At 66.1% G+C, this 21,823-nt stretch carries 17 protein-coding genes and 3 tRNA genes; 16 read left to right on the forward strand and 4 right to left on the reverse strand.

Features of this window, described 5'->3' with window-relative positions; translation table 11 throughout:
- Positions 1 to 109 precede the first annotated feature (109 nt).
- The 9 genes from AC5P5W_RS02570 to AC5P5W_RS02610 all read left to right on the forward strand — a co-directional run bounded on the left by AC5P5W_RS02570 (position 110) and on the right by AC5P5W_RS02610 (position 12,170).
- Entirely contained in the window at positions 110 to 3,328 is a 3,219-nt protein-coding gene (locus AC5P5W_RS02570) for a TonB-dependent receptor (RefSeq protein ID WP_230548474.1), read from the forward strand.
- Positions 3,329 to 3,581: 253 nt separating this feature from the next.
- Positions 3,582 to 4,970, forward strand: coding sequence for a nucleotide 5'-monophosphate nucleosidase PpnN (ppnN, locus tag AC5P5W_RS02575; protein ID WP_075075696.1), 1,389 nt, complete (start codon positions 3,582 to 3,584; stop codon positions 4,968 to 4,970).
- A gap of 161 nt (positions 4,971 to 5,131) precedes the next feature.
- Complete coding sequence (locus AC5P5W_RS02580; protein ID WP_495220876.1) at positions 5,132 to 5,647, forward strand: GspH/FimT family pseudopilin; 516 nt, start codon at positions 5,132 to 5,134, stop codon at positions 5,645 to 5,647.
- Positions 5,644 to 6,141, forward strand: coding sequence for a type IV pilus modification protein PilV (gene pilV / locus AC5P5W_RS02585; RefSeq protein WP_046429810.1), 498 nt, complete (start codon positions 5,644 to 5,646; stop codon positions 6,139 to 6,141). Before AC5P5W_RS02580 ends, pilV begins: the two co-directional genes overlap by 4 nt.
- Before the next feature lie 8 nt (positions 6,142 to 6,149).
- Positions 6,150 to 7,307, forward strand: coding sequence for a PilW family protein (locus AC5P5W_RS02590; RefSeq protein WP_046429811.1), 1,158 nt, complete (start codon positions 6,150 to 6,152; stop codon positions 7,305 to 7,307).
- Positions 7,308 to 7,312: 5 nt separating this feature from the next.
- Positions 7,313 to 7,834 carry a pilus assembly PilX family protein gene (locus AC5P5W_RS02595; RefSeq protein ID WP_046429812.1) on the forward strand — a complete coding sequence of 174 codons (522 nt, stop codon included), beginning with the start codon at positions 7,313 to 7,315 and terminating at the stop codon, positions 7,832 to 7,834.
- Positions 7,835 to 7,847: 13 nt separating this feature from the next.
- Positions 7,848 to 11,615, forward strand: a complete 3,768-nt coding sequence (locus AC5P5W_RS02600) for a pilus assembly protein (RefSeq protein ID WP_049407951.1) — start codon at positions 7,848 to 7,850, stop codon at positions 11,613 to 11,615.
- A 23-nt stretch (positions 11,616 to 11,638) separates the two neighbouring features.
- A complete protein-coding gene (locus AC5P5W_RS02605) occupies positions 11,639 to 12,046 on the forward strand; it encodes a type IV pilin protein (protein WP_014646597.1) in 408 nt (135 codons plus the stop codon).
- A 47-nt stretch (positions 12,047 to 12,093) separates the two neighbouring features.
- Positions 12,094 to 12,170: transfer RNA gene (locus AC5P5W_RS02610), tRNA-Asn, on the forward strand.
- A gap of 52 nt (positions 12,171 to 12,222) precedes the next feature.
- On the opposite strand, the gene AC5P5W_RS02615 is transcribed toward AC5P5W_RS02610, so the two are convergent.
- Positions 12,223 to 12,768, reverse strand: coding sequence for a GspH/FimT family pseudopilin (locus AC5P5W_RS02615; protein ID WP_051007154.1), 546 nt, complete (start codon positions 12,766 to 12,768; stop codon positions 12,223 to 12,225).
- 128 nt (positions 12,769 to 12,896) lie between these two features.
- Between AC5P5W_RS02615 and uvrB the strand changes: the two genes are divergently transcribed.
- From uvrB to AC5P5W_RS02630, 3 genes are all read left to right on the forward strand, one after another.
- Positions 12,897 to 14,921 (forward strand): excinuclease ABC subunit UvrB, encoded by a 2,025-nt coding sequence (gene uvrB / locus AC5P5W_RS02620; protein ID WP_014646599.1) that lies wholly within the window; start codon positions 12,897 to 12,899, stop codon positions 14,919 to 14,921.
- 106 nt (positions 14,922 to 15,027) lie between these two features.
- Positions 15,028 to 15,102: transfer RNA gene (locus AC5P5W_RS02625), tRNA-Val, on the forward strand.
- Between the two features lie 98 nt (positions 15,103 to 15,200).
- A tRNA-Val gene (locus AC5P5W_RS02630) sits at positions 15,201 to 15,275 on the forward strand.
- Positions 15,276 to 15,407: 132 nt separating this feature from the next.
- Here the strand turns inward: AC5P5W_RS02630 and AC5P5W_RS02635 are convergent.
- The gene (locus AC5P5W_RS02635) at positions 15,408 to 15,710 is read right to left on the reverse strand and encodes a hypothetical protein (protein WP_046429817.1); all 303 of its coding nucleotides are present in this window, start codon (positions 15,708 to 15,710) and stop codon (positions 15,408 to 15,410) included.
- A 182-nt stretch (positions 15,711 to 15,892) separates the two neighbouring features.
- Between AC5P5W_RS02635 and AC5P5W_RS02640 the strand changes: the two genes are divergently transcribed.
- On the forward strand, positions 15,893 to 16,033 hold the full coding sequence (locus tag AC5P5W_RS02640; RefSeq protein WP_162838510.1) for a hypothetical protein: 141 nt from the start codon (positions 15,893 to 15,895) through the stop codon (positions 16,031 to 16,033).
- Between the two features lie 86 nt (positions 16,034 to 16,119).
- Here the strand turns inward: AC5P5W_RS02640 and AC5P5W_RS02645 are convergent, their stop codons facing one another.
- Complete coding sequence (locus tag AC5P5W_RS02645) at positions 16,120 to 16,404, reverse strand: hypothetical protein (RefSeq protein ID WP_014646601.1); 285 nt, start codon at positions 16,402 to 16,404, stop codon at positions 16,120 to 16,122.
- A 29-nt stretch (positions 16,405 to 16,433) separates the two neighbouring features.
- Positions 16,434 to 17,201, reverse strand: coding sequence for a MipA/OmpV family protein (locus tag AC5P5W_RS02650; RefSeq protein ID WP_053494941.1), 768 nt, complete (start codon positions 17,199 to 17,201; stop codon positions 16,434 to 16,436).
- Positions 17,202 to 17,346: 145 nt separating this feature from the next.
- Between AC5P5W_RS02650 and AC5P5W_RS02655 the strand changes: the two genes are divergently transcribed.
- The 3 genes from AC5P5W_RS02655 to AC5P5W_RS02665 are packed head-to-tail and all read left to right on the forward strand — an operon-like array spanning position 17,347 to position 21,822.
- Positions 17,347 to 18,018 carry a response regulator transcription factor gene (locus AC5P5W_RS02655; protein ID WP_005415973.1) on the forward strand — a complete coding sequence of 224 codons (672 nt, stop codon included), beginning with the start codon at positions 17,347 to 17,349 and terminating at the stop codon, positions 18,016 to 18,018.
- A 1-nt stretch (position 18,019) separates the two neighbouring features.
- A complete protein-coding gene (locus AC5P5W_RS02660) occupies positions 18,020 to 19,363 on the forward strand; it encodes a sensor histidine kinase (protein WP_014646603.1) in 1,344 nt (447 codons plus the stop codon).
- Between the two features lie 59 nt (positions 19,364 to 19,422).
- Positions 19,423 to 21,822 carry a DNA internalization-related competence protein ComEC/Rec2 gene (locus AC5P5W_RS02665; RefSeq protein WP_197574135.1) on the forward strand — a complete coding sequence of 800 codons (2,400 nt, stop codon included), beginning with the start codon at positions 19,423 to 19,425 and terminating at the stop codon, positions 21,820 to 21,822.
- Position 21,823 lies beyond the last annotated feature (1 nt).

Raw genomic sequence — 21,823 nt, forward strand, 5'->3', positions numbered from 1 at the left:
CAGCCAAGCGGTAGGGAACCCCAGATAACTCTCCGACCAGCCACCCGCAGGGCTGTTTGGATGCGCTTTTTTTTCCGCCATCGCCAACTCGCATCGAGGCTACCGAAAAATGACCCACCCACTCCGGATGTCCAAGCTTACCCTTGGTCTCGTGGCTGCACTTGCTGCCGCTCCCGCCTTCGCCCAGACCACCACTGCCGGTGTCGGCGGCCAGGTCGTGACCAGCGGCGGCCAGCCCGTCGCCGGTGCTGAAGTCACCATCACCCACACCGAGTCGGGCACGGTTTCGCGCGCTACCACCGACGCGGCGGGTCGCTACAACGCGCGCGGCCTGCGCGTGGGTGGTCCCTATACCATCACCATCACCAAGCCGGGTGAAGGCACCAAAACCGAAGATGGTGTCTACCTGGGCGTGAACCAGACCGGCACCATCAATGCCATCCTGACCGGTGACGTGGCCAAGGCCACCAACCTGGACACCGTGCAGGTCACCGCCGTCGGCGGCGGCTCGGAAGTGTTCAGCGCCACCAAGATGGGCTCGGGCACCAACATCAGCCAGGAGCAGATCGAGATTGCGCCGTCCATCGGCGGCAACATCCAGGATCTGATGCGCCTGGATCCGCGCGTGACCTTCATCGACCGCGCCTCGGGCTCGATCTCGGCCGGTGGCCAGAACCCGCGCTACAACTCGATCAACATCGACGGCGTCTCGGCCAGCGACACCTTCGGCCTGGAAGGCAACAACATGCCGACCCGCCGCCAGCCGGTCGCGATGGAGGCCATCGAAGCGCTGGACATCAACCTGTCCAACTACGACGTCAGCATCGCTGGCGCTGCCGGTGCCACCGTCAATGCGGTGACCAAGTCCGGTACCAATGAATTCCACGGTTCGGTGTACGGCACCTACCGTGACGGTGACTGGTTCGGCAAGAACCCGGAAGGCAAGAAGTTCAACGGCTTCAACGACGAAAAGACCTACGGCATGACCCTGGGCGGCCCGATCGTCAAGGACAAGCTGTTCTTCTTCGCCAACTACGAGAAGTTCAAGCAGTCCGCGCCGGGCGCCGACCTGTCCAGCACCGCGCTGGGCAAGGCCAATGCCGACTACAGCATGGCTGACGTGACCCGTGCCCAGGAAATCGCCAAGGGTTATGGCTTCGATGCCGGCGGTATCGAAAGCAACGGCAACACGGATCTGGAAGAGTACGCGCTGAAGCTCGACTGGAACATCAACGAGAACCACCGCGCCAACATCCGTTACAGCAAGCTCGAGCAGAGCAAGCTGCGCATTAACGGCATGGGCTCGACCTCGCAGGCTTCGCTGAGCTCTTACTGGTACCAGCACGTCAAGACCAACGAGAGCTACGTCGCCCAGGTCTTCAGCGACTGGACCGACACCTTCTCGACCGAGTTGAAGGCTTCGTACCGCGAGTACTCGGCCGTCCGCGAGGTGCCGACCAATGCCCCGAGCATCCGCATCTACTTCCCGCGCGGTGGCGATGTGACCACGCCGGAAGGCGACTCGCTGTTCCTGGGTACCGAGACCAACTCGCAGAACAACGTGCTGGAAACCAAGGCGTGGAACTACTACGCCGCCGGTACGCTGACCTTGGGTGACCACGACCTGAAGTTCGGTGGTTCGTACGACACCAACGATGTCTACAACTACTATGGCGCTGGCTCGTGGGGTGCTTACACCTTCTATGGCCTGGACAATTTCGCCAAGGGGCAGTGGCAGACCTACCAGCTGAACAAGGAAAAGAGCGCGAACTCGATCGCGGCTGACTACAAGTACAGCAACCTGGCCCTGTTCGTGCAGGACACCTGGTACGTCAACAGCAACCTGACCCTGACCATGGGTCTGCGTGGCGACCGACCGAAGGTGAGCCCGGCGCCGGCGTACAACCAGAAGGCGCAGACTGTCTTCGGTTATGACAATAGTGCGGTGTTCCCGAGCAAGTTCCTGATCCAGCCGCGCTTTGGCTTCAACTACACCTTCGACACCGAGCGCCCGACACAGCTGCGCGGCGGCATCGGCCTGTTCCAGGGTGATGCACCGCAGGTGTGGATCAGCAACAGCTACTCCACCACCGGCTTCAACTACGACTCGTACAACATCAGCCGCTACAACGGCCAGAAGTTCAATCCGGACAAGGACAACCAGCCGGTCCCGACCACTCCGGGCAGCGCGCTGCAGAACGTCAACTTCGTCGGCCGCGACTTCAAGCTGCCGTCGCTGTACAAGGCCAACCTGGCCTTCGATCACGAGCTGCCTTGGTACGGCATGGTCGCCTCGGCCGAGCTGCTGGTCACCAAGGTCAAGGATGGCCTGTACTACCAGCACCTGAACCTGGGCAAGGGCCGTCAGGTCGGTGCCGATGGTCGCGTGAACTACTACGTGCCTTCGGCTGACGGCAGGGCGTGGGGCACCAACGATGCGCGTAATGGTTACGCCGCACAGGGCTTCAACAACGTCTACCTGATCGACAACACCGATCAGGGCCGCACCTCGCAGTTCACCGTCTCGCTGAGCAAGCCGTGGAGCGCGAGCAGCGACTGGTCCTGGAACCTGGGCTACACCTACACCGATGCCAAGGAAGTGGGTAGCCTGACCAGCTCCACCGCCAGCTCGGGCTGGGGCTACCAGTATGCCTTCAATGCCAACGAGGAAATGCTGAACACCTCGCGCTACCAGATCCGAGACCGCCTGTCGGGCTCGCTGAACTGGAAGCACAAGTTCTTCGGCGACTACGAGACCAAGGTGGGTCTGGTGTACGAAGGCCGCAGCGGCCGCCCGTACAGCTACATCTATGTGAACGACGCCAACGGCGACGGCCGTTCGGGCAACGACCTGTTCTACGTGCCGCGTCGCGGCGAGGTCCTGTTCGGTACCCTGTCCAACAACGGCAAGTTCACCGCCGATGCGGCGATGGAGAAGTCGTTCTTCGACTGGCTGGCGGCCAACCCGCAGCTGGCCAAGTACGAAGGCCAGGTGGCTCCGGCCAACCAGTTCCGTACCGGCTGGATCAACACCTTCGACATCCGTATCAGCCAGCAGCTGCCGGGCTTCATGAAGGGCCACAAGTCGGAGATCTGGCTGGACATCCAGAACGTCGGCAACATGCTCAACAAGAAGTGGGGCAACATCTACGACTACGGCTTCTACGCCAACGCTCGTGTTGCCAGCCTGCAGGGCCTGTACAACGGCAAGTACGTCTACAACTACCGTGGCGCGGACCTGCCGAGCGTCGCCAACTCCGATGCTGACGGCTTCGACGTCGGTGTCTCGCAGTGGTCGATGCAGCTGGGCTTCCGCTACCAGTTCTGATGCACTGACGTAGCGCTGCTGTAAACGGAAACGGCCGGGGAAACCCGGCCGTTTCCCGTTCAGGCGAAAGTCCTTGCGGGGTGCTGGGCAACGGCGTAGCATCTGGAAATGTGCGCGGTGCCAATGCCGCCGATGCGGTCCCGGACAGGCGAACGCGGGCAGCACACATCCAACGGTCGGGCTTCCCGGCCGTTTTGCTTTTTAAGGGGGCGGCAGTACAGTCGGAAACCTTGAAGGAAGCGAAAAATTGGATATGACCACGAACGAAAAATCAGCCCGTGCACTGCCGGTGCAGGATGCGCGGATCTACCCGCGCGGTGGGCTGGATGTGCTGTCGCGCGCCGAGGTCGCACGCCTGCGCGATGCCTCCGCCGGCGGCATGCATGAGCTGCTGCGCCGCTGCGCGCTGGCTGTGCTGACCAGCGGCAGCGCTTCGGACGATCCGCGCGCGGCGCGCGACCTCTACCCTGATTTCGACATCCAGGTGGCGCAGCAGGATCGCGGCGTGCGCATCGACCTGGTCAACGCACCGGCGATGGCCTTCGTCGACGGCGAGATCATCCGCGGTGTCGCCGAACTGCTGTTCGCCGTCGTGCGCGACCTGGCCTACATGGCCATCGAGATGGGCCCGGCCTACGCGGCCGAGCTGGAGTCGTCCGAGGGCATCACCAACGCGGTGTTCGGCCTGCTGCGCAATGCGCGCATCCTCAACCCGGGCGATCCGAACCTGGTGGTGTGCTGGGGCGGCCATTCGATCTCGCGCGACGAGTACCTGTACACCAAGCAGGTGGGTTACGAGCTGGGCCTGCGCGGCCTGGACATCTGCACCGGCTGCGGTCCGGGCGCGATGAAGGGCCCGATGAAGGGTGCGACCATTGCCCATGCCAAGCAGCGCCGCACCGTCACGCGCTACATCGGCCTCACCGAGCCGGGCATCATCGCGGCCGAGTCGCCGAACCCGATCGTCAACCACCTGGTGATCATGCCGGACATCGAGAAGCGCCTTGAGGCCTTCGTCCGCATCGGCCACGGCATCATCGTGTTCGCCGGTGGCGTCGGCACTGCCGAAGAGATCCTGTACCTGCTCGGCATCCTGCTGCGCGAGGAGAACAGGGACCTGCCGTTCCCGCTGATCCTTACAGGCCCGACCGTGGCGGCGCCGTACTTCGAGCAGATCGACCGCTTCATCCGCCTGACCCTGGGTGATGAGGCTGCCGAGCGCTATGAGATCATCATCGGTGACCCGGTCGCGGTGGCCAAGAAGATGGCCAACGGCATCAAGCGCGTGCGCGAGCACCGCCTGGCGCAGAAGGACTCGTTCTTCTTCAACTGGTCGATCGAGATCCCGTGGGAGTACCAGCAGCCGTTCGTGCCGACCCACGAGGCGATGGCCGCGCTGGACCTGCACCACGGGCGTGCGCCGCACGCGCTGGCGGCCGATCTGCGCCGGGCGTTCTCGGGCATCGTCGCCGGCAACGTGAAGGAGGACGGCATGCGCCGCATCGAGCAGTTCGGGCCGTTCCAGATCCACGGGGACCCGGACATGATGCAGGCGCTGGATGCGCTGCTGCGCGCCTTCGTCGAGCAGCGCCGGATGAAGATCTCCGGCGAATACCAGCCCTGCTACCAGGTGCTGGCCTGAACCCGGGCCGGCGCGATGGGAATCGCGCCGGCACGGGCAGGGGAGGGCGGGTCGTCAAGCCTTTGACGCCCGTCGCCCCGGATTGACCGTTCATCCTGCCGCCGCTTGCCGGTAGCGGGACGATGGCCCATCGTGGCCACCAACACGCTGGGGAGCGTCCAATGTCTTTGCGCCGGCAAAACGGTTTCACGCTGGTTGAACTGATGGTCACGCTGGCCGTCTTCGTGATCCTGGCGTCGATCGCCTATCCGAGCTTCCGCGGGATGATCCGCTCGAACCGGCTGGCGACCGCCAACAATGAACTGATCGCGCTGGCCAACCTGGCCCGCAGCGAAGGCATCCGCAACAGCAACGGTGGCGGTGTCTGTGGCAGCGCCGATGGCAAGGCCTGTGATGGCGACTGGTCCAAGGGTGTACTGGCCTGGTCGGACCTGGATGGCGACGGCCAGATGGACAGCAATGACGTCGCGCTGCGCTTTTCTCAGGGCAATCCGCAGCTGAGCGTAGTCGGCCCACCGGGCGCGGTCATCGCCTTCGACGGGCGCGGCCGGCGCAGGGCGGTCGCTGATCAGACCCTGGTGCTGTCGCCGGATGCGTGCAAGGCCGGTGAATCGAAAAGCACGTTGACGATCAACCAATCCGGCCAGGTCCGGGTGACCAAGGGAGCCTGCTCATGAGCCGCCGCAACCTGGCCCGCCCGCGCTCGTCGCAGGGTGGCTTCAGCCTGATCGAAGTGATGGTGGCGGTGCTGATCCTGGCGTTCGGGCTGCTGGGCTTTGCCTTGCTGCAGACCACCAACGTCCGCTTCGTGCAGAGCGCAAACTACCGCACCCAGGCGACCAACCTGGCCAACGACCTGATCGAACTGATGCGCGCCCAGCGCACCGATACCCTGGCCGGTGGCGCCTACTCCTCGGCCTCGTTCTCGGCCGGCTCGGTGAAGCCCAGCGGCGTCTGCGCCTGGCCGACCGGCGCTGCCGTGACGCCGAAGACGAACGTGGCGCGCTGGCAGTGCGAGGTCGCGCGCACGCTGGGCGAGAAGGCCAGCGCGCAGGTGACCTTCGTGCAGAGCACCGGCCAGGTCACCGTGGCCATCAGCTGGGGTGACCAGCGCTGGGATCCGAAGGATCCCGACAGCCTTACCACCTTCGGCCTGACGACCTTCCTGTGAACGCGCCCATGAGTCCAATTTCGCGAGCCCGAGGCCTGTCGCTGATCGAACTGATGATCGCCATGGTCATCGGCCTGGTCCTGATGCTGGGCGTCACCCAGATCTTCATCGCCTCGCGTGCGGCGTCGCGGCTGTCCGAAGGCGCGGCCCGTACCCAGGAGAACGCGCGCTTCGCGCTGGATTTCCTGCAGCGTGACCTGCGCATGGCCGGCCACTTCGGCTGCGTCAACGACCAGGCCCACGTGGTCAAGAACACCGGCGATATCGGCTATCACCTGGGCATCAGCTCGGGCAGTGGCGACCCGCAGGATTTCTCGGTTCCGGTGCAGGGGTATGAGGCAGCAGGTACGGCGCCGGGCGCCACGCTGACGCTGGGCCGTGCGTGGAGCGCGGCGCAGTCGGTACCGAAGAGCATCACCAACCTCAAGCCGGCGCCGTTGCCTGGCAGCGACATCCTTGTGCTGCGCCTGATGAGTCCGGAAGGGGCCGTGGTGACCGGCATCTCCGTGGCCGCGGGTGCGACCACGCTGACCGTCTCCAGTGATGGCATGGCCCGACTGAAGGCCAACGCCGCAGGTACGCCGACGGTCTTCGGCATAGCCGACTGCACCCGTGCCGACGTCTTCCCCGCCACCATCAGCGGTTCGACCTTGAAGGTGGACAAGGTCGACCTGAGCAACTATTCGATCAACAACGCGATGACCATGCTGTATCGCGCCGATGGCATGGCGTACTACATCGCGACCAATCCCAATGGCGAGCCGGCGCTTTACCGGGCACGCGCGAATGGCGCCGGCGGCTACGCCGATGGCGAGGAGCTGGTGGAAGGCATCGAGAACATGCAGTTCCTGTACGGACTGGATGCCACCCCGGATATCGCCCTGCCCACGCCGCCGACCGGTCGCATCGTCGACCAGCGCGTGGCCAGTGCGGTCAGTACCGGTACCGATGCCACCGCCGCAGGGCAGTGGCGCCGCGTCGGCATGGTGCAGGTCGGCCTGCTGGCGCGCAGTCCGCAGCGTGCGTCGGCCGAAGCGCCGGGCAGTGCGGCCACGTATCCGGCCATCCTCGGGGTGGGCTTTGCCCCGGCCGATCCTTACGACCAGCGCCATCGTGGCGCCTATGAAGCGTCCGTTGCGCTGCGCAACCGCTTGTTCGGGAACTGACGACCATGCGCACTCATCCTTCCTCCCGACGCCGTCCCTTCGTTGCCCAGGCACGACAGCAGGGTGCCGTTCTCTATGTCGCGCTGATCATGCTGGTGCTGCTGGCCCTGCTGGGCGTGATCGGCATGCAGGTGGCCGGCATGCAGGAACGCATGGCGGCCGGCTACCGGGCGACCAACATGGCGCTCCAGAACGCGGAAGGCGCGGCACGCAGCGCCGAGAACGCCGTGGAGAACATCGCCAACCGCAAGGATGCCGGCGCCAATCCGGCCGTGGCCTCCTCCGACATCAACCAGCAGTGCGATGACGGCTTCGACCCCTCGGCCTGGGTCGCGAAAACCAAGCTGGGCAGCAAGCCGGCCATCTATGTCCGTGAGATCCAGGGCTGCATCCAGGGGGAGGGTGCGCTGGACATGGGCAAGTCGGTGGAGAAGCCGACGCCGGTCTACCAGATCACGACCTATGCCGGTGATACCACCAGTGATGCGACGTCGCGTGCGGCGATCGATACCGTATTCAAGCTGTGAGGGTGGGGAGCCCATGAACACTCGCAACCGCAGGATCCTGGCAGGCGTTGGCCTTGCCGTCTTGGCCGCTGGCGGCTATCTGGCGCATACCTTGTTTGCCGCACAGGCGCAGGGCGTGCTGGCACAGGAGCCGATGAACGTGCAGACGCGCGCGACACCGGCGTTCATCATGGCGGTGGACGATTCGGGTTCGATGAACTTCGAACGCATGTTCCCCGGTGGTGACGGCCGCATGCGCTGGAACAGCAACACCAACAGCTTCTTCAACAACGATGGAAGCTTCTTCAGCGTGGGCTCGGCGTGCGCCAGCAACTCGGTGGACTGTTACCTCTACCTGTATCCGCACGCGGAGTTCAACAAGGAATACTCGCCAGGCCGCGCCATTCCGCCGCTGGATATCTACGGCTTCGCGCGTTCGCATGTCTACAACGCCAGTTACTTCAACCCGGCAGTGACCTATCGGCCGTGGACCAATGCCGATGGCACGCTGTGGGCAGATGCCTCCATCACCCAGACCCGCGCCGATCCCCGGTCCGGCCAGCGCGGCTACAACGCCGTGTACAACATGACCGTCAATCGGGCCGACACGTCGGAAAAGTTCCAGTTCGTCAACGGTATGCGGATTCCCGACCTTTCCGGTACCGGCAATGAATACTATGTCGACAGCTGGTGGGATGGTGGATGGAAGACCGCCGCGATCAGCAACACCGGCAATACCACATACTCCATCAGTTATTTTCCGGCGACCTTCTACCTGCCGGCTGCAGCGCCTGCACCGGACGGATACAAGACCGACGACGCCAGTCGCCCGGTGATTACCGGTGCCTGTGGTCCGGGCTGCAACCTGCGTCGCTACCAGATCAAGCCGGGCAATTACTCGAGTCCGGCCGCCTACAACGCCGCGATCCAGAATTTCGCCAACTGGTTCCAGTATCACCGCAACCGCGTGCTGGCCATCGTCGGTTCGTCGACCGCCGCCCTGGTGAGCGTGGATACGATGCGGGTGGGCTACTTCACCATCAACAAGCTCAGCAACGCGACCATGTATGACATGGTCACCAACCGAGCTGACCTCTACAAGCAGATTTATGCGCTGACGGCCAACGGCGGCACGCCCAACCGTCGCGCGGTGGAGTATCTGGTCGACCAGTTCCGTCGTACCGACGCCGATGCCCCCGTGCAGCTGGCCTGCCAGCGTAATGGCGGCATGCTGTTCACCGATGGCTACACCAACTCCGGCAATGCACCGAGCGCGTCCTTCGGTGACGCCGACTCGGTGAACTCGACCCACCTGCCGTCCATTCCGTTCTCCGACGGCTACAGCAATACCATCGCCGACATCGCCGCGGCGGCTTATGCAGGCGCCCGGACCCCCCTGCGCACCGGGACCAGCTTCCCGGCGGGGCAGGTGCCGGTCAGTGACAAGTGCAGCTCCCTGGACAAGAGCAGCCCGGACTGGAAGCGCCTGGACTGCCAGACCGACCTGCACATGAACTTCTACGGCGTGACCCTGGGCGCGCAGGGCAAGATCTACGGCGTCAACCAGGCCGCAACCGCCGATCCGTACAAGACGGCGCCGAACTGGGCCGGCAATGGCAATCCGCTGGACGTCGATGACGGTACCGTCATCGATGAGCTGTGGCATGCGGCCGTCAACAGCCGTGGCGAATTCATCAACGCGCAGACGCCGGCGGACGTCACCGAGGCCATGCGTCGGGTGCTGTCCTCGATCAGTGGTGGTGCGTCGCCTTCAGGCACGATCGGTATCAGTGGTGCGCGCATCGGCACCGGCTCACTGGCGGTCACCCCACGCTATGACATCACCAACAGCGGCACCGACTGGTCGAGCAAGCTGACTGCGGCCAGCGTCAAGGTCAACGCCGACCAGGTCGCGGAGCTCACCGAGGTGTGGGAAGCCTCCAGCCGCCTGACGTCGTCCGGCCGCCGGATCGTGGCCAACAAGCTGGGTTCGCCGGTGGACTTCAACAGTGCCCGTATCAGCCTGCAGGATCTGTGCAGCAAACCCGACGGCAAGTACGCGTCGATGCTGGTCTGCTCCACCGACAAGCTGACGACGATCAAGGCCGATCTGGCCAGTGCCATCAACTATCTCAGTGCCGACAGCTCCACCGAGGTCCGCAACGGCGGCAAGTACCGTGACCGGACCACGCCGCTGGGTGACATCGTCAATTCGGCGCCGGTGGTCAGCTCGCCGCTGGACGACTACGGGTACCGCCAGCTCGGCGGCACCTACGCCAAGAGCTACACCGACTACCTGGCGACCAAGGCCAAGTCCCAGCGGTACATGGTCTATGTTGGTGCCAATGACGGCATGCTGCACGCCTTCGATGGCGGCATGAAGGCCGATGCCAAGCAGGACGGCACCGGCGGCACGGAGAGCTTTGCCTACATCCCGGCCACCGCGCTGGGGCACATGGCCAACCTGCTGTTCCCCTACAAGTCCGATACGGCCGACCAGACCTTCCGCCACCGCTATTACGTCGACGGCCCGATTGCCGTGGCCGATACCTACAACGGCACCGCGTGGCAGACCAGCCTGGTAGGCACCACGGGTGCAGGTGGCCGTTCGGTGTTCGCGCTGGACGTCACCACGCCGGGCAGCTTCGGCACCGGCAACGTGCTGTGGGAAATCAGCGACATCAACGCGTCGCTGAGGGACGAGGTGCGCAACAACATCGGATTCGTGCTGGGCAAGCCGGTGATCGTGCCGGTGAAGAGCGGCACCGGCGTCGCCTGGAAGGCGATCTTCGGCAATGGGTACGGCAGCGCCAATGGCAAGGCGGTGCTGTTCGTGGTCGACATGGCCAGTGGCGACATCCGGATGATCGAAGCCGTCGAGGGTACGTCAGGTGCCGGCATCTCCGGGAGCAACGGACTGGGCAATGTTGTGGTTGTCGATCGCTGGACCGGTACCAACCAGGATGCGCGCGGCCGTGATGGACTGGCCGACACCGTCTATGCCGCCGATCAGCGTGGCGCCGTGTGGAAGTTCGACCTGACCAGCAGTGCGAACACCACGCTGACCGTGCCGATGTTCACCAGCCAGGTTGCCCAGGACTCCTCCACCAAGACCTACCGCCAGCCGATCACCGGTGGCATGACTGCTGCCACCGGTCCTTCGGGCGGCGTGATGCTCTATTTCGGCACCGGCAGCTTCTCCTTCACCAGCGACAAGGATGACAAGGCGCAGCAGGCGCTGTACGCCGTGAACGATCTGTCGGGGAAGACGGTGACCTCGACGGTGACCGCTGCCAACCTGGTTCCGTACACGGCCGCGGCCGCCACTGCAGGCGTTGATGAACGCAAGATCACGGCGGGGACGGCCCCGGCAAATGCCCGGGGCTGGATGATCCAGCTGCCTGCCGGCAATGGCGAGCGTGCGGTGGGCAACCCGATCCTGGTCAGTGGCATCGTCTTCATGCCGACCTACGTGCCCAACATGCAGTCGGTAGGCTGTTCGACCAGCGGTTCGAACTGGCTGTTCGGGCTGTCGTCGATCAGCGGCTTGCCGATGTTGGAGAACGTGCGCTATGGCTCGCCGACCGGCAGCCGGCCCGGGGCAGCGACCGCCGCCATCGCGTTGAAGACCGGAGGAACTGCGCCGGTCCGTGACGTTTCGCTGTCGGTGCTGCCGCGTCCGACGGACAACAAGGCGCCGCCCGGAGGCAGCTCCTGCTGGATGGCCGTCGGCGCGGCGGGCAGCCAGTCGCTGTATCTGCCTTACCCTTGCGGTCGCCAGTCCTGGCGCCAGCTCCAGTAACCCCAGTGCGAGGATCCACGCTCATGCTGCACACTCACATGCCTCGCCGCGCGGCTGGCTTTACGCTGATCGAATTGATGATCGTGGTGATCGTCATCGGCATCCTGGCGGCGATCGCCATTCCGTCCTATCAGGAATACGTGCGCCGATCGCATCGTGCCGTGGTGAAGGCGGACCTGGCTGAGTACGCACAGCGCGCCGAGCGCTACCACACCAGCAACAACTCCTACACCGGCTACGCGCTGCCGACCAAGGTGTCGCCCCGTGATGGCGGTACCGTGCGCTACAACCTGGACTACAAGGGGGATGGCACCAGCTTCACCATCACCGCCACCCCGCAGGGCACGCAGGCCAAGGACAGCTGCGGCACGATGAGCGTGGACCAGGCCAACCGCAAGACGGCCGACGGTGGCGTTGCCAGTTGCTGGTGAAACAGGTGTTGATCTTCCTGTAATCGACCAGTACAATGCGCCTCCCCGCCCGAATAGCTCAGCCGGTTAGAGCACTTGACTGTTAATCAGGGGGTCGTTGGTTCGAGTCCAACTTCGGGCGCCAGACACTGCAAAAGCCGCGAGAAATCGCGGCTTTTGCTTTTCTGCGCAGGCAGTCAGCAGGGCGTATCGCGGTCCACGCGTTCACTTCGCACGCGGCCGCCATTGTTGACGATCAACGCACCGTGCAGCCGGTTGCCCGCGCAGATGCGCAGGGTCAGGTTGGCCCCCGGGCTGCGTCCGTCTGCCTGGAAGAACAGCTGGGGCCGCCCGCTGCTGGCCTGGGCAAGGATCGATATGTCCGAGCGCCCGGTGTGATGGTTCAGGATCGCCTCCGGCGACGTTGGCTCCCCGCGCTGGTCGCCACTGCGGTAGATGATCCAGCCGGCGCTCCAGTCGTCGCTGCAGTGCAGGCCGTCGATACTGGCGCAGAGGCCGATCAGCTCGCGTCTGCGCAATGCCTCGCTGCGCGCGCCGGCCAGGCTGGCGTGCAGGGTCAGTTGTAGTGCATCGGCGCGTTGCCGCAGCAGCAAAGGCTGCAGCGCCGGCCAGGACGCCGCCAGCAGCACCGCCAGCACGGCGATGACCACCAGCAGTTCGGTCAGGTGCACGCCCCGCGCAGAGCGGGGGCCGAGGGGGCAGGGGGCATGGGTCGGGTGCATGCATCCAGCCTCCGCGCCCGGCTGCGCGGCCGCCATCGGGAATCCCCGTGGCGGGCTGCCCGGCCACTCCTCAGCCAGCCGTCACCCCTCGCCCCGTATACTCATCCTTCCCGGGAACTGGCAACACCATGAGCGACAGTTTTGAACTTGTCTCGCCGTATTCGCCGGCGGGCGACCAGCCCGATGCCATCGCGAAGCTGACCAGCAACTTCGAGGCCGGCATCGCCAAGCAGACCCTGCTGGGCGTGACCGGCTCGGGCAAGACCTACACCATCGCCAACGTCATCCAGAACATTCAGAAGCCGACGCTGATCATGGCGCCGAACAAGACGCTGGCGGCGCAGCTGTATGGCGAATTCAAGGCGTTCTTCCCGCACAACGCGGTGGAGTATTTCGTCAGCTATTACGACTACTACCAGCCGGAAGCCTACGTGCCGTCGTCGGACACCTTCATCGAGAAGGACAGTTCGATCAATGAACATATCGAGCAGATGCGGCTGGCCGCGACCAAGACCCTGCTGTCGCGCCCGGACGCGATCGTGGTGGCGACGGTGTCGGCGATCTATGGCCTGGGCGCGCCGGAAGACTACCTGTCGCTGCGCCTGATCCTGTCCAAGGGCGAGCGCATCGACCAGCGCGACCTGATCAACCACCTGACCCAGCTGCAGTACACGCGCAATGAGTACGAACTGCAGCGCGGCACCTTCCGCGTGCGCGGCGAAGTGATCGACGTGTTCCCGGCCGAGTCGGACAGTGAAGCGCTGCGCCTCGAGCTGTTCGATGGCGAGGTCGAGAAGATCACCCTGTTCGATCCGCTGACCGGCGAGACGCTGCGCAACATGCAGCGCTTCACCGTGTATCCGAAGACCCACTATGCGACCACGCGCGAACGCGTGCTGGCGGCGATCGAGACGATCAAGGTGGAGCTGAAGGAGCGGCTGGAGCAGCTGTACGCGCAGAACAAGCTGGTGGAGGCGCAGCGTTTGGCGCAGCGCACCCAGTTCGACCTGGAGATGATGGCCGAGGTCGGTTACTGCAACGGCATCGAGAACTACTCCCGGCACCTGACCGGCAAGGCCGCCGGCGAGCCGCCGCCGACCCTGTTCGACTACCTGCCGGCCGATGCGCTGCTGGTCATCGACGAATCGCATGTGACCATTCCGCAGATCGGCGCCATGTTCAAGGGCGATCGCTCGCGCAAGGAAACCCTGGTCGAGTTCGGCTTCCGCCTGCCGTCCGCGCTGGACAATCGTCCGCTGCGTTTCGAGGAATGGGAGGAGCGTTGCCCGCGCAGCATCTACGTGTCGGCCACGCCGGGTCCGTATGAATACCGCGAGGCCGGAGACGAGATCACCGAACTGGTGGTGCGCCCGACCGGCCTGATCGACCCGGTGGTGGAGATCCGGCCGGTGGGTACCCAGGTCGACGACCTGATGAGCGAGGCCAACGCGCGCATCAAGGCGGGCGACCGCGTGCTGGTCACCACGCTGACCAAGCGCATGGCTGAAAACCTCACTGAATACCTCACCGAGCATGGCATCCGCGTGCGTTACCTGCACTCGGACGTGGACACTGTCGAGCGTGTGGAGATCATCCGCGACCTGCGCCTGGGCAAGTTCGACGTTCTGGTCGGCATCAACCTGCTGCGCGAAGGCCTGGACATGCCCGAGGTATCGCTGGTGGCGATCCTCGATGCCGACAAGGAGGGTTTCCTGCGCTCCACCGGCTCGCTGATCCAGACCATCGGCCGCGCCGCCCGCAACGTGCGCGGCAAGGCGATCCTGTATGCCGACCGGATCACCCGTTCGATGCAGGCGGCGATCGATGAAACCGACCGCCGCCGCGCCAAGCAGGTCGAGTACAACGAAGAACATGGCATCGTGCCGCGCTCGGTGGCGCGCCCGATCGTCGACGTCCTCGAGGGCGCGCGTTCGGATGCCGCGGAGAAGGAAGCCAAGAAGGGCAAGGGCAAGGGCCGGGCGGGCGTGGCCGAAGAGGCGACCGACTATCGTTCGCTGTCGCCGGCGCAGCTGGCTGTCCGTCTCAAGGCGCTGGAACAGCAGATGTACCAGCACGCCAAGGATCTGGAATTCGAGGATGCCGCGCGCGTGCGTGACCAGATCCGCCAGCTGAAGGAAGCCAGCCTGGGCTGAACGCGGCAGTGCAGCATCATCTTCACAAAAGTGTTGCGCTTCCCTGCCGGCATCCGTAATATACGCGGCCTGCACCGACGCAATCGCGGAAATGCAGAAGCAAAACGGGCGGTTAGCTCAGCGGTAGAGCACTACCTTGACATGGTAGGGGTCACAGGTTCGAACCCTGTACCGCCCACCACGAAGTCCTCGCAAAAGGGCTCTCGTGAACTGCAAAGCCCGGCCCTGGCGCCGGGTTTTTACGTAACAAGGCCAGCCTTCGGGCGGCAAGAACAAGATGGGCGGTTAGCTCAGCGGTAGAGCACTACCTTGACATGGTAGGGGTCACAGGTTCGAACCCTGTACCGCCCACCACCTGTTCCCGGCGTTGCCGGTGAAGCGGTGGAAACGATGAAAGCCGGCCCTGGGGCCGGCTTTTTTCGTTCCAGGGGGCAGGACCCCGGCGTTCCCGCGAAGCCACATTCCTGCAGGTTCAGTGGCGTGAAATCAGTGGGTGATGGTGATCGAACGCTGGATCCGCCAGTGGCCATCGACGCGTTCCCACAGCTGCGCTACACCTGCCCGGGCCAGCGCAGCATGCGGGCTGCCGCCATGGTCGCCTGCCAGTTGCTGGCTGCCCAGGCGCAGCACGCGGTCCTGGCGCAGGTGATAGAGCTGCAGGGGCAGCGCTTCATGCGTGTCCTGCGGTCCTTCGGTGCGCAGGATCTGGCTGCGCAGGGCATCCTCGGTGGGCCCGCTGCCGTCGCCGAACAGGCTGGAGAACAGCAGGACCAGGGCAAGCATCGGCATGGCACGGTGCTCCAGCGGGAAAGTGCGTGCAGGCTGGCATGGCCGGCCGGGCACCGCAGCCGGCCTGCGACGAAGGCGGGGATTGCGCCGCCAAAGGCAGGCAGGCGGCGATGAATCCGGGACGCGCAGGCGTAGACTCGGCGCTACCGCGCAACCGCGCCGTCACTTCAACGAGCTGCCGCATGAGCGATCACGTCCCGGTGTCCAGGCCCAATCCGTTCCTGGAACGCCTGTTCGGCGGCAACATGCTGGAAGGCACGTTCAAGGCAGTGATCTGGGTGGCGATCCTGTGCGCGCTGCTGGCGTGGACCACGCTGCGCTGAGCGACGCTACCGCGTCGGCTTGGCTGCTGATGCAGTGAATACGGTGCCGCGGCAAGGGTGCGGCGGCAGTGTCCGTGCGTGTGCCGTCAGGCGCTGAAGGCCTGGCGCAGGCTGCGCAGGGTTGCCTGGCGGTGTTCCCTGGCCGTCGGCTCGCCCATCTCCAGTTCCTGCAGGCGCAGTCCAACCAGGGTCATCGACAACGCATAGCCGCGTGCCGCGTCGGCAACGCGTGACAGGCCCACTGCACGGCGTGCCAGTGCATTCACATGTTCAAGGTCGGGCATCAGTCCCAGATAGACGCGCTCGGCGCTGTCCAGGTCGGGCGCGCGCAGGATCGCGTGGGCTTCGGTGGCGGAGGAGACGGAGGCCATGGGGGTCCTTGTCCGTAGGGGGCGCTTGCTCAGAACGAGCGCATCAGGGAAACGAAGGCCGACGTCTGCGTGCCACGTCGTGCCATCGGGCTGTCCTTCACTGCATCACCGAACCACTGGTTGGCCACCACGCCGGTGGCGCGCCATTTCGTGCCCAGTGGCGTGCTGACCGCGATCTGCAGGCTCGGCGACGTGGTGCTGCCGGGGCGGTAGGCGGCAAGGCCCGAGCGCAGGGCTTCTTCATCGCTGATGCCGTAGTAGTAGTCGAGCAGCCGTGCACTGGAGTGCACCACGCCCGCCCGCGGCACCCAGGTGAAGCGACCCGCCTGGATCGGGTAGCTGTAATGCAGGCGCGACTCGAAACCGCCGCCATGGCCGGTCACTTCGCGCATCACGCTGGCCTCGACCATGCCCCAGTCGGCGCTGTACTCGCCGTTGATGCCGGCCATGGCCGACATCTGCCGGCTGTGCAGGCGGCGCAGCTGAGCATCGTTCACGTCGTCGGTCTTGAAGCGCAGCGTGTAGGGCGTGACCGCCGCCGACAGGCGCAGTCCCTGGCCCTTGTAGAGGTACATGCCCAGCGAGCCGGGGCTGGCGAAGAAGCGCTCGCCCTGCCAGGCAATGGCCGGTACCACCAGCGGTTTGACGTCGTAGTGCGCGTACGCACCGGAGGTCGCGCCAGCGCTGATGCCGGCCTGCACGCCCGGGTTCTGCTCGGCAGCGTGGGCGAGCAACGGCGCGCCGAGGGCAGCGGTGAACAGCAGCGGGCGCAGCAGGGTCGGGGACAGCGAAGGCATCGATCAGCCACGTTGCGGAGGATGGCTGCGCATGGTGAGGGGGCAACATTGTCAGAACATTGCGCCCGCGTGATCGGCACGCATGGGCGCAAAACCCTGGCGCCAGGCACTATGATCGGCAGCGTTTCCGGCAGACGAGTTCCTGATGCGCATCCTCCTGGTCGAAGACGATCCTGATCTGTCCCGCGCCCTGCAATCGGGCCTGGAGCGGCAGGGCGTGGTCGCCGACGTGGTCGGCAGCCTGGCCGAGGCCGCGCTCGCGTTGCGCGAACCGGTGCACCAGCTGCTGCTGCTCGATCGCCAGCTGCCCGATGGCGATGGCGCCGGATTCGTCGCGACGGCGCGTGCGCTGCGGCCGAACCTGGCGGTGATCATGCTGACCGCCAAGGGCACGCTGTCGGACAAGGTCGAAGGCCTGGACGTCGGTGCCGACGACTATCTGGTCAAGCCGGTGGCGATTGAGGAACTGATGGCGCGCATCCGCGCGGTATCGCGCAGGCCTTCGGCGATGGTGACACCGAGCCTGCGGCTGGGGCGGCTCGAGTTCGATTTCGAATCGCTGCAGGCGCAGGTGGAGGGCCAGCCTCTGGCGCTGCCACGTCGGCAGGTACTGGTGCTGCAGGCATTGGCGATGCGGCAGGGGCGCACGGTCACCCGCAGTGCGTTGGAGGCTGCGGTGTATGGTTTCGACGATGAGATCCAGTCCAATGCGCTCGACGCGCACATCTCCAAGCTGCGCAAGGCACTGCAGCAGGCCGGTGCCGGCGTCGAGATCCACGTGATACGGGGCGTCGGCTACCTGCTGGCGGAGGCCTGAGATGGCCCGTCCGATCCGTTCGATCACCCTTGGCCTGGCCTGGCGCCTGTTCCTGGCGCAGGCCTTCACCGTACTGTTCGCGGTGGTCGCGCTGATCCTGACCTGGGGAGACAAGGACTCCTGGGGCATGGACATGTTCGTTGCCGAGGCGGTGGCCAAGGCGGTGCACAGCGAAGACGGCCGCCTGGTGCTGGACCAGGCGCGCTGGGACAAGCTCGATGCCAACGCCGGGGGAAATCTCTGGTTCGCCGCGGTGGATGACAAGGGCATGTGGCTCGAGCGCGGCACCATCCCCGCGATCCACGCGCCGATGCTCGCGCGGCTGCCGACCGTGGGTGCCACCGAGCTGGGTTCGCTGGTACCGCCCTACCTGGACGTGGCGCGGGTGATGATCCGCAACGAGGATGGGCGCCGCATCACCGTGATGGTCGGTGGAGCACCCAAGGGCGGGCTGCTGGACGGTGCGCTGATGGTGCTGCGCCTGATCGGCCTGTGGTTCTTCCTGCCACTGATCGTGGTCACCCTGCTGGTGATGCCGACCGTGATCCACCGTGCCATGCGCGGTGTGCGCCGTTCCGCGCAGCAGGCCAAGGAGCTGGACATCGGCCAGCCCGGTGCGCGGCTGGATGCGCGGCTGGTCTCCACGGAAGTGGCGCCGCTGGTGGAAGCGTTCAACGATGCCATCGACAAGGTGCAGCAGGGCTACGCCGCGCGCGACAAGTTCCTTGCCGACGCAGCGCACGAGCTGCGCGTGCCGATCGCGGTGGTGCAGGCGCGCCTGTCGCAGCTGCCGCAGGGCGAGCTGAAATCGCAGTTGCTGACCGACGTGGCGCGGCTGGGCAATGTTGCCGAGCACCTGCTTGATCTGCAGCGGCTTGACCGCAATGTCGGCGCATTGCAGCGGCTGGACCTGGCCCTGCTGGTGCGTGAGGCAGCCGCGGACCTGGCGCCGTTGGTGGTGGGCGCCGGCTATGGATTCGAAGTGGACGCGCCGGAAGCGCCGGTGTGGATCCACGGTGACAGCCTGGCGCTGGGGCGGGTGATTGCCAATCTGGTACACAACGCGATCGTGCATGGTGGTGGCCGTGGCACCATCTGTGTGCGGTTGGACACGCGCGGGTTGCTGGAAGTCAGCGACCAGGGCGCGGGCATTCCAGTAGGCGACCGCGAGGCGATCTTCGAGCCTTTCCATCGCCTGCGCGCGGCGGGCAGCGGCAGTGGCCTTGGCCTCCACCTGGTGAAGGAGATCGTGCAGCACCATGGCGGCTCGGTCAGTGTCGGTGAGGCCGCGGGCGGCGGCGCAAGCTTCCGGGTCAATTTCCATCGCGGCAGCGCCCGGCGCTGACGCGTTTGCGGGGCAAGTCCCGATAGGCAACCTGCCGTCGGCAGCGGCAGGCTGGCCTCATGGCCATCGAGCGTTCCCCGTCTCCCTTGCTGGGCAGTGGCACCGCTGGGGCGCTGACACTGGGGGCGTTGGGCTGCGTGCAGCTGTCGCAGCTGCCGCCGCTGTGGGTCTGCACGGTGATGATCGTGCTTGGCATGGCCGGGTGGGGCCTGCGATGGCGGGGGCGCCTGCCGGCGGTCATGCTGCTCGGTGCCGGATGGACGTCGATGCACGGGCACTGGGCAATGCAGGACCAGCTGCCACCGGGCCAACCGGCTCGGGATGTAGTGGTCAGTGGCCGGGTCATCGATCTGCCGGATCATCGGACCGCGCACACCCGCTTCCTGCTGCAGGTCAGCGAGAGCCGCGAACTGCCATCGCTGCGCGGCAAGCGCCTGCAGGTCACCTGGAACGACGGCTGGCAAGGCAGGTCCAGCGCCGCTGCCGAGGGGCGGCGCAGGCAGGTCCTGGCCGGTGCACAGTGGCAGCTGGCGCTGCGTGTGCGGGCCCCTCGCTCGCGGATCAATCCCGGGGGTTTTGACAGTGAGCGTCATGCGCTGCTGCGTGGCGTGGCTGGCACTGGAACGGTGAGGGCGCCGGCCAGCGCGCGTGAGCTGCGGGCCGGACATGGCCTGCCGGCATGGCGTGAGCGCACCAGCGCCGCGATCGCGATGCAAGTGGCCCATCCGGCCGCACGCTTCGTGCAGGCGCTCGCCCTGGGCGACACGCGTGGCCTGTCCGACACCGATTGGGATCAGCTGCGGGCGCTTGGGCTGACCCATCTGGTGGCCATTTCCGGATTTCATGTCGGGGTGGTGGCGGGGCTGGGGGCGATGCTGTTCCGAGGACTGTGGTGGCTGTGCCCCCTGCTGGCCCGGCATTGGCCACGTCCACAGGCGGCAGCCTGCGCCGCGGCCCTGTCCGCAGCGGGCTATGCGGTGCTGGCCGGTGGTGAATTGCCGACCGTGCGCACGGCACTGATGATCGGGCTGGTGGCCCTGGCGCGCAGCGGGCGGCGCCCGCTCGGTCTCGTGCAGGGGCTTGCGCTGGCGGCGCTGGCGCTGCTGCTGCCGGCGCCCCTGTCGGTGCTGTCAGCGGGCTTCTGGCTCAGCTTCGGCGGCGTACTGTGGCTGGTGTGGTGCTTGCCGCAGGGACGTCCGCGCGGGGTGGCCGCCAACCTGCGCGGGTTCCTGGCCGCACAAGGGGTGGCCAGCGTCGGCCTGTTGCCGCTGGGCATCGCCTTGTTCGGTGGCACCGCCTGGCTGGGGCCGCTGGTGAACCTGCCGGTCATCCCGTGGTGGACATTGCTGGTGGTGCCCCTGTCGCTGCTGGGCACCGCCCTGCAGGCGCTGCACGACGGTGCTGGGTGCTGGGCGTGGCGCGCGGCGGCGTGGCTGTTCGAGATCAGCTGGCAGGCCCTGCAGCCACTGGCGGCGCACCCGCAGGCGATGTGGTGGCTGGCCGAGGCGCCGGCCTGGGCGGTGCCGGCGGCGCTGCTGGGGGTGTTCTGGTGGCTGCTGCCACGGGGGGCCGGGGGCTGGCTGGCTGGCCTGCTGCTGTGCCTGCCGCTGCTGTGGCCGGCGCGTGAGCGCCCGGCCGAGGGAGAGCTGGAGCTGCTGGTGCATGACGTCGGCCAGGGCACGGCGGTGTTGCTGCGTACTGCGCGGCATGCCCTCTGGTATGACGTGGGGCCGCCGAACGGGGGCGAGGGCAGCGAGCGGGTCCTGGTTCCGTCACTGCGGGCCCTGGGCCAGGCGCCGCCCGAGCGGGTGCTGCTCAGCCACGACGATCTCGATCATGCCGGCAACCTGCCGAGCCTGCGTCTTCAGCTGCCGGGGCTGCCATTGCTGGCGCCGCCGGGAAGTACGATCGCCGGGGCCGGCCGTTGCCAGCGCGGCCTGCGCTGGCACTGGGATGGCGTCGATTTCCAGGTGCTGCACCCGGATGCCGGCAGCCAGCGGGCCGAAAACGAAGACAGCTGCGTGCTGCGCGTGGCCGGTGCCCATGGCGTGGTCCTGTTGCCGGGGGACATCGGCCGTCCGGCCGAACAGGCGCTGTTGCGGGCGTCTGCGGCGGCGCTGAAGGCGGATGTGGTGCTGGTGCCGCACCATGGCAGTGGCGGCAGCTCCAGCGCGCCCTGGGTGGCGGCGGTGTCAGCCCGGCTGGCATTGGTCTCGGCCGGCCACCAGAACCGTTTCGGCCACCCGCGCCAGGACGTGGTCCGGCGCTGGCAGGCGCAGGGCGCCGAGGTGGTGTCCACTGCGGAGTCCGGGGCGATCCGCGTATGGCTTGGCGCACAAGGGCTGCAGCTGCGTGAACAGCGCATCCATGCATCCCGGTGGTGGGATGCCGCTGGGCGGGCGCGGTCGGCTGCTATCCTATCGCCGATCGAACAAGCGGCCGTTGGGCCGGAGGGTTGAA

The organism is Stenotrophomonas sp. YJH_SMC_123, assembly GCF_059368215.1.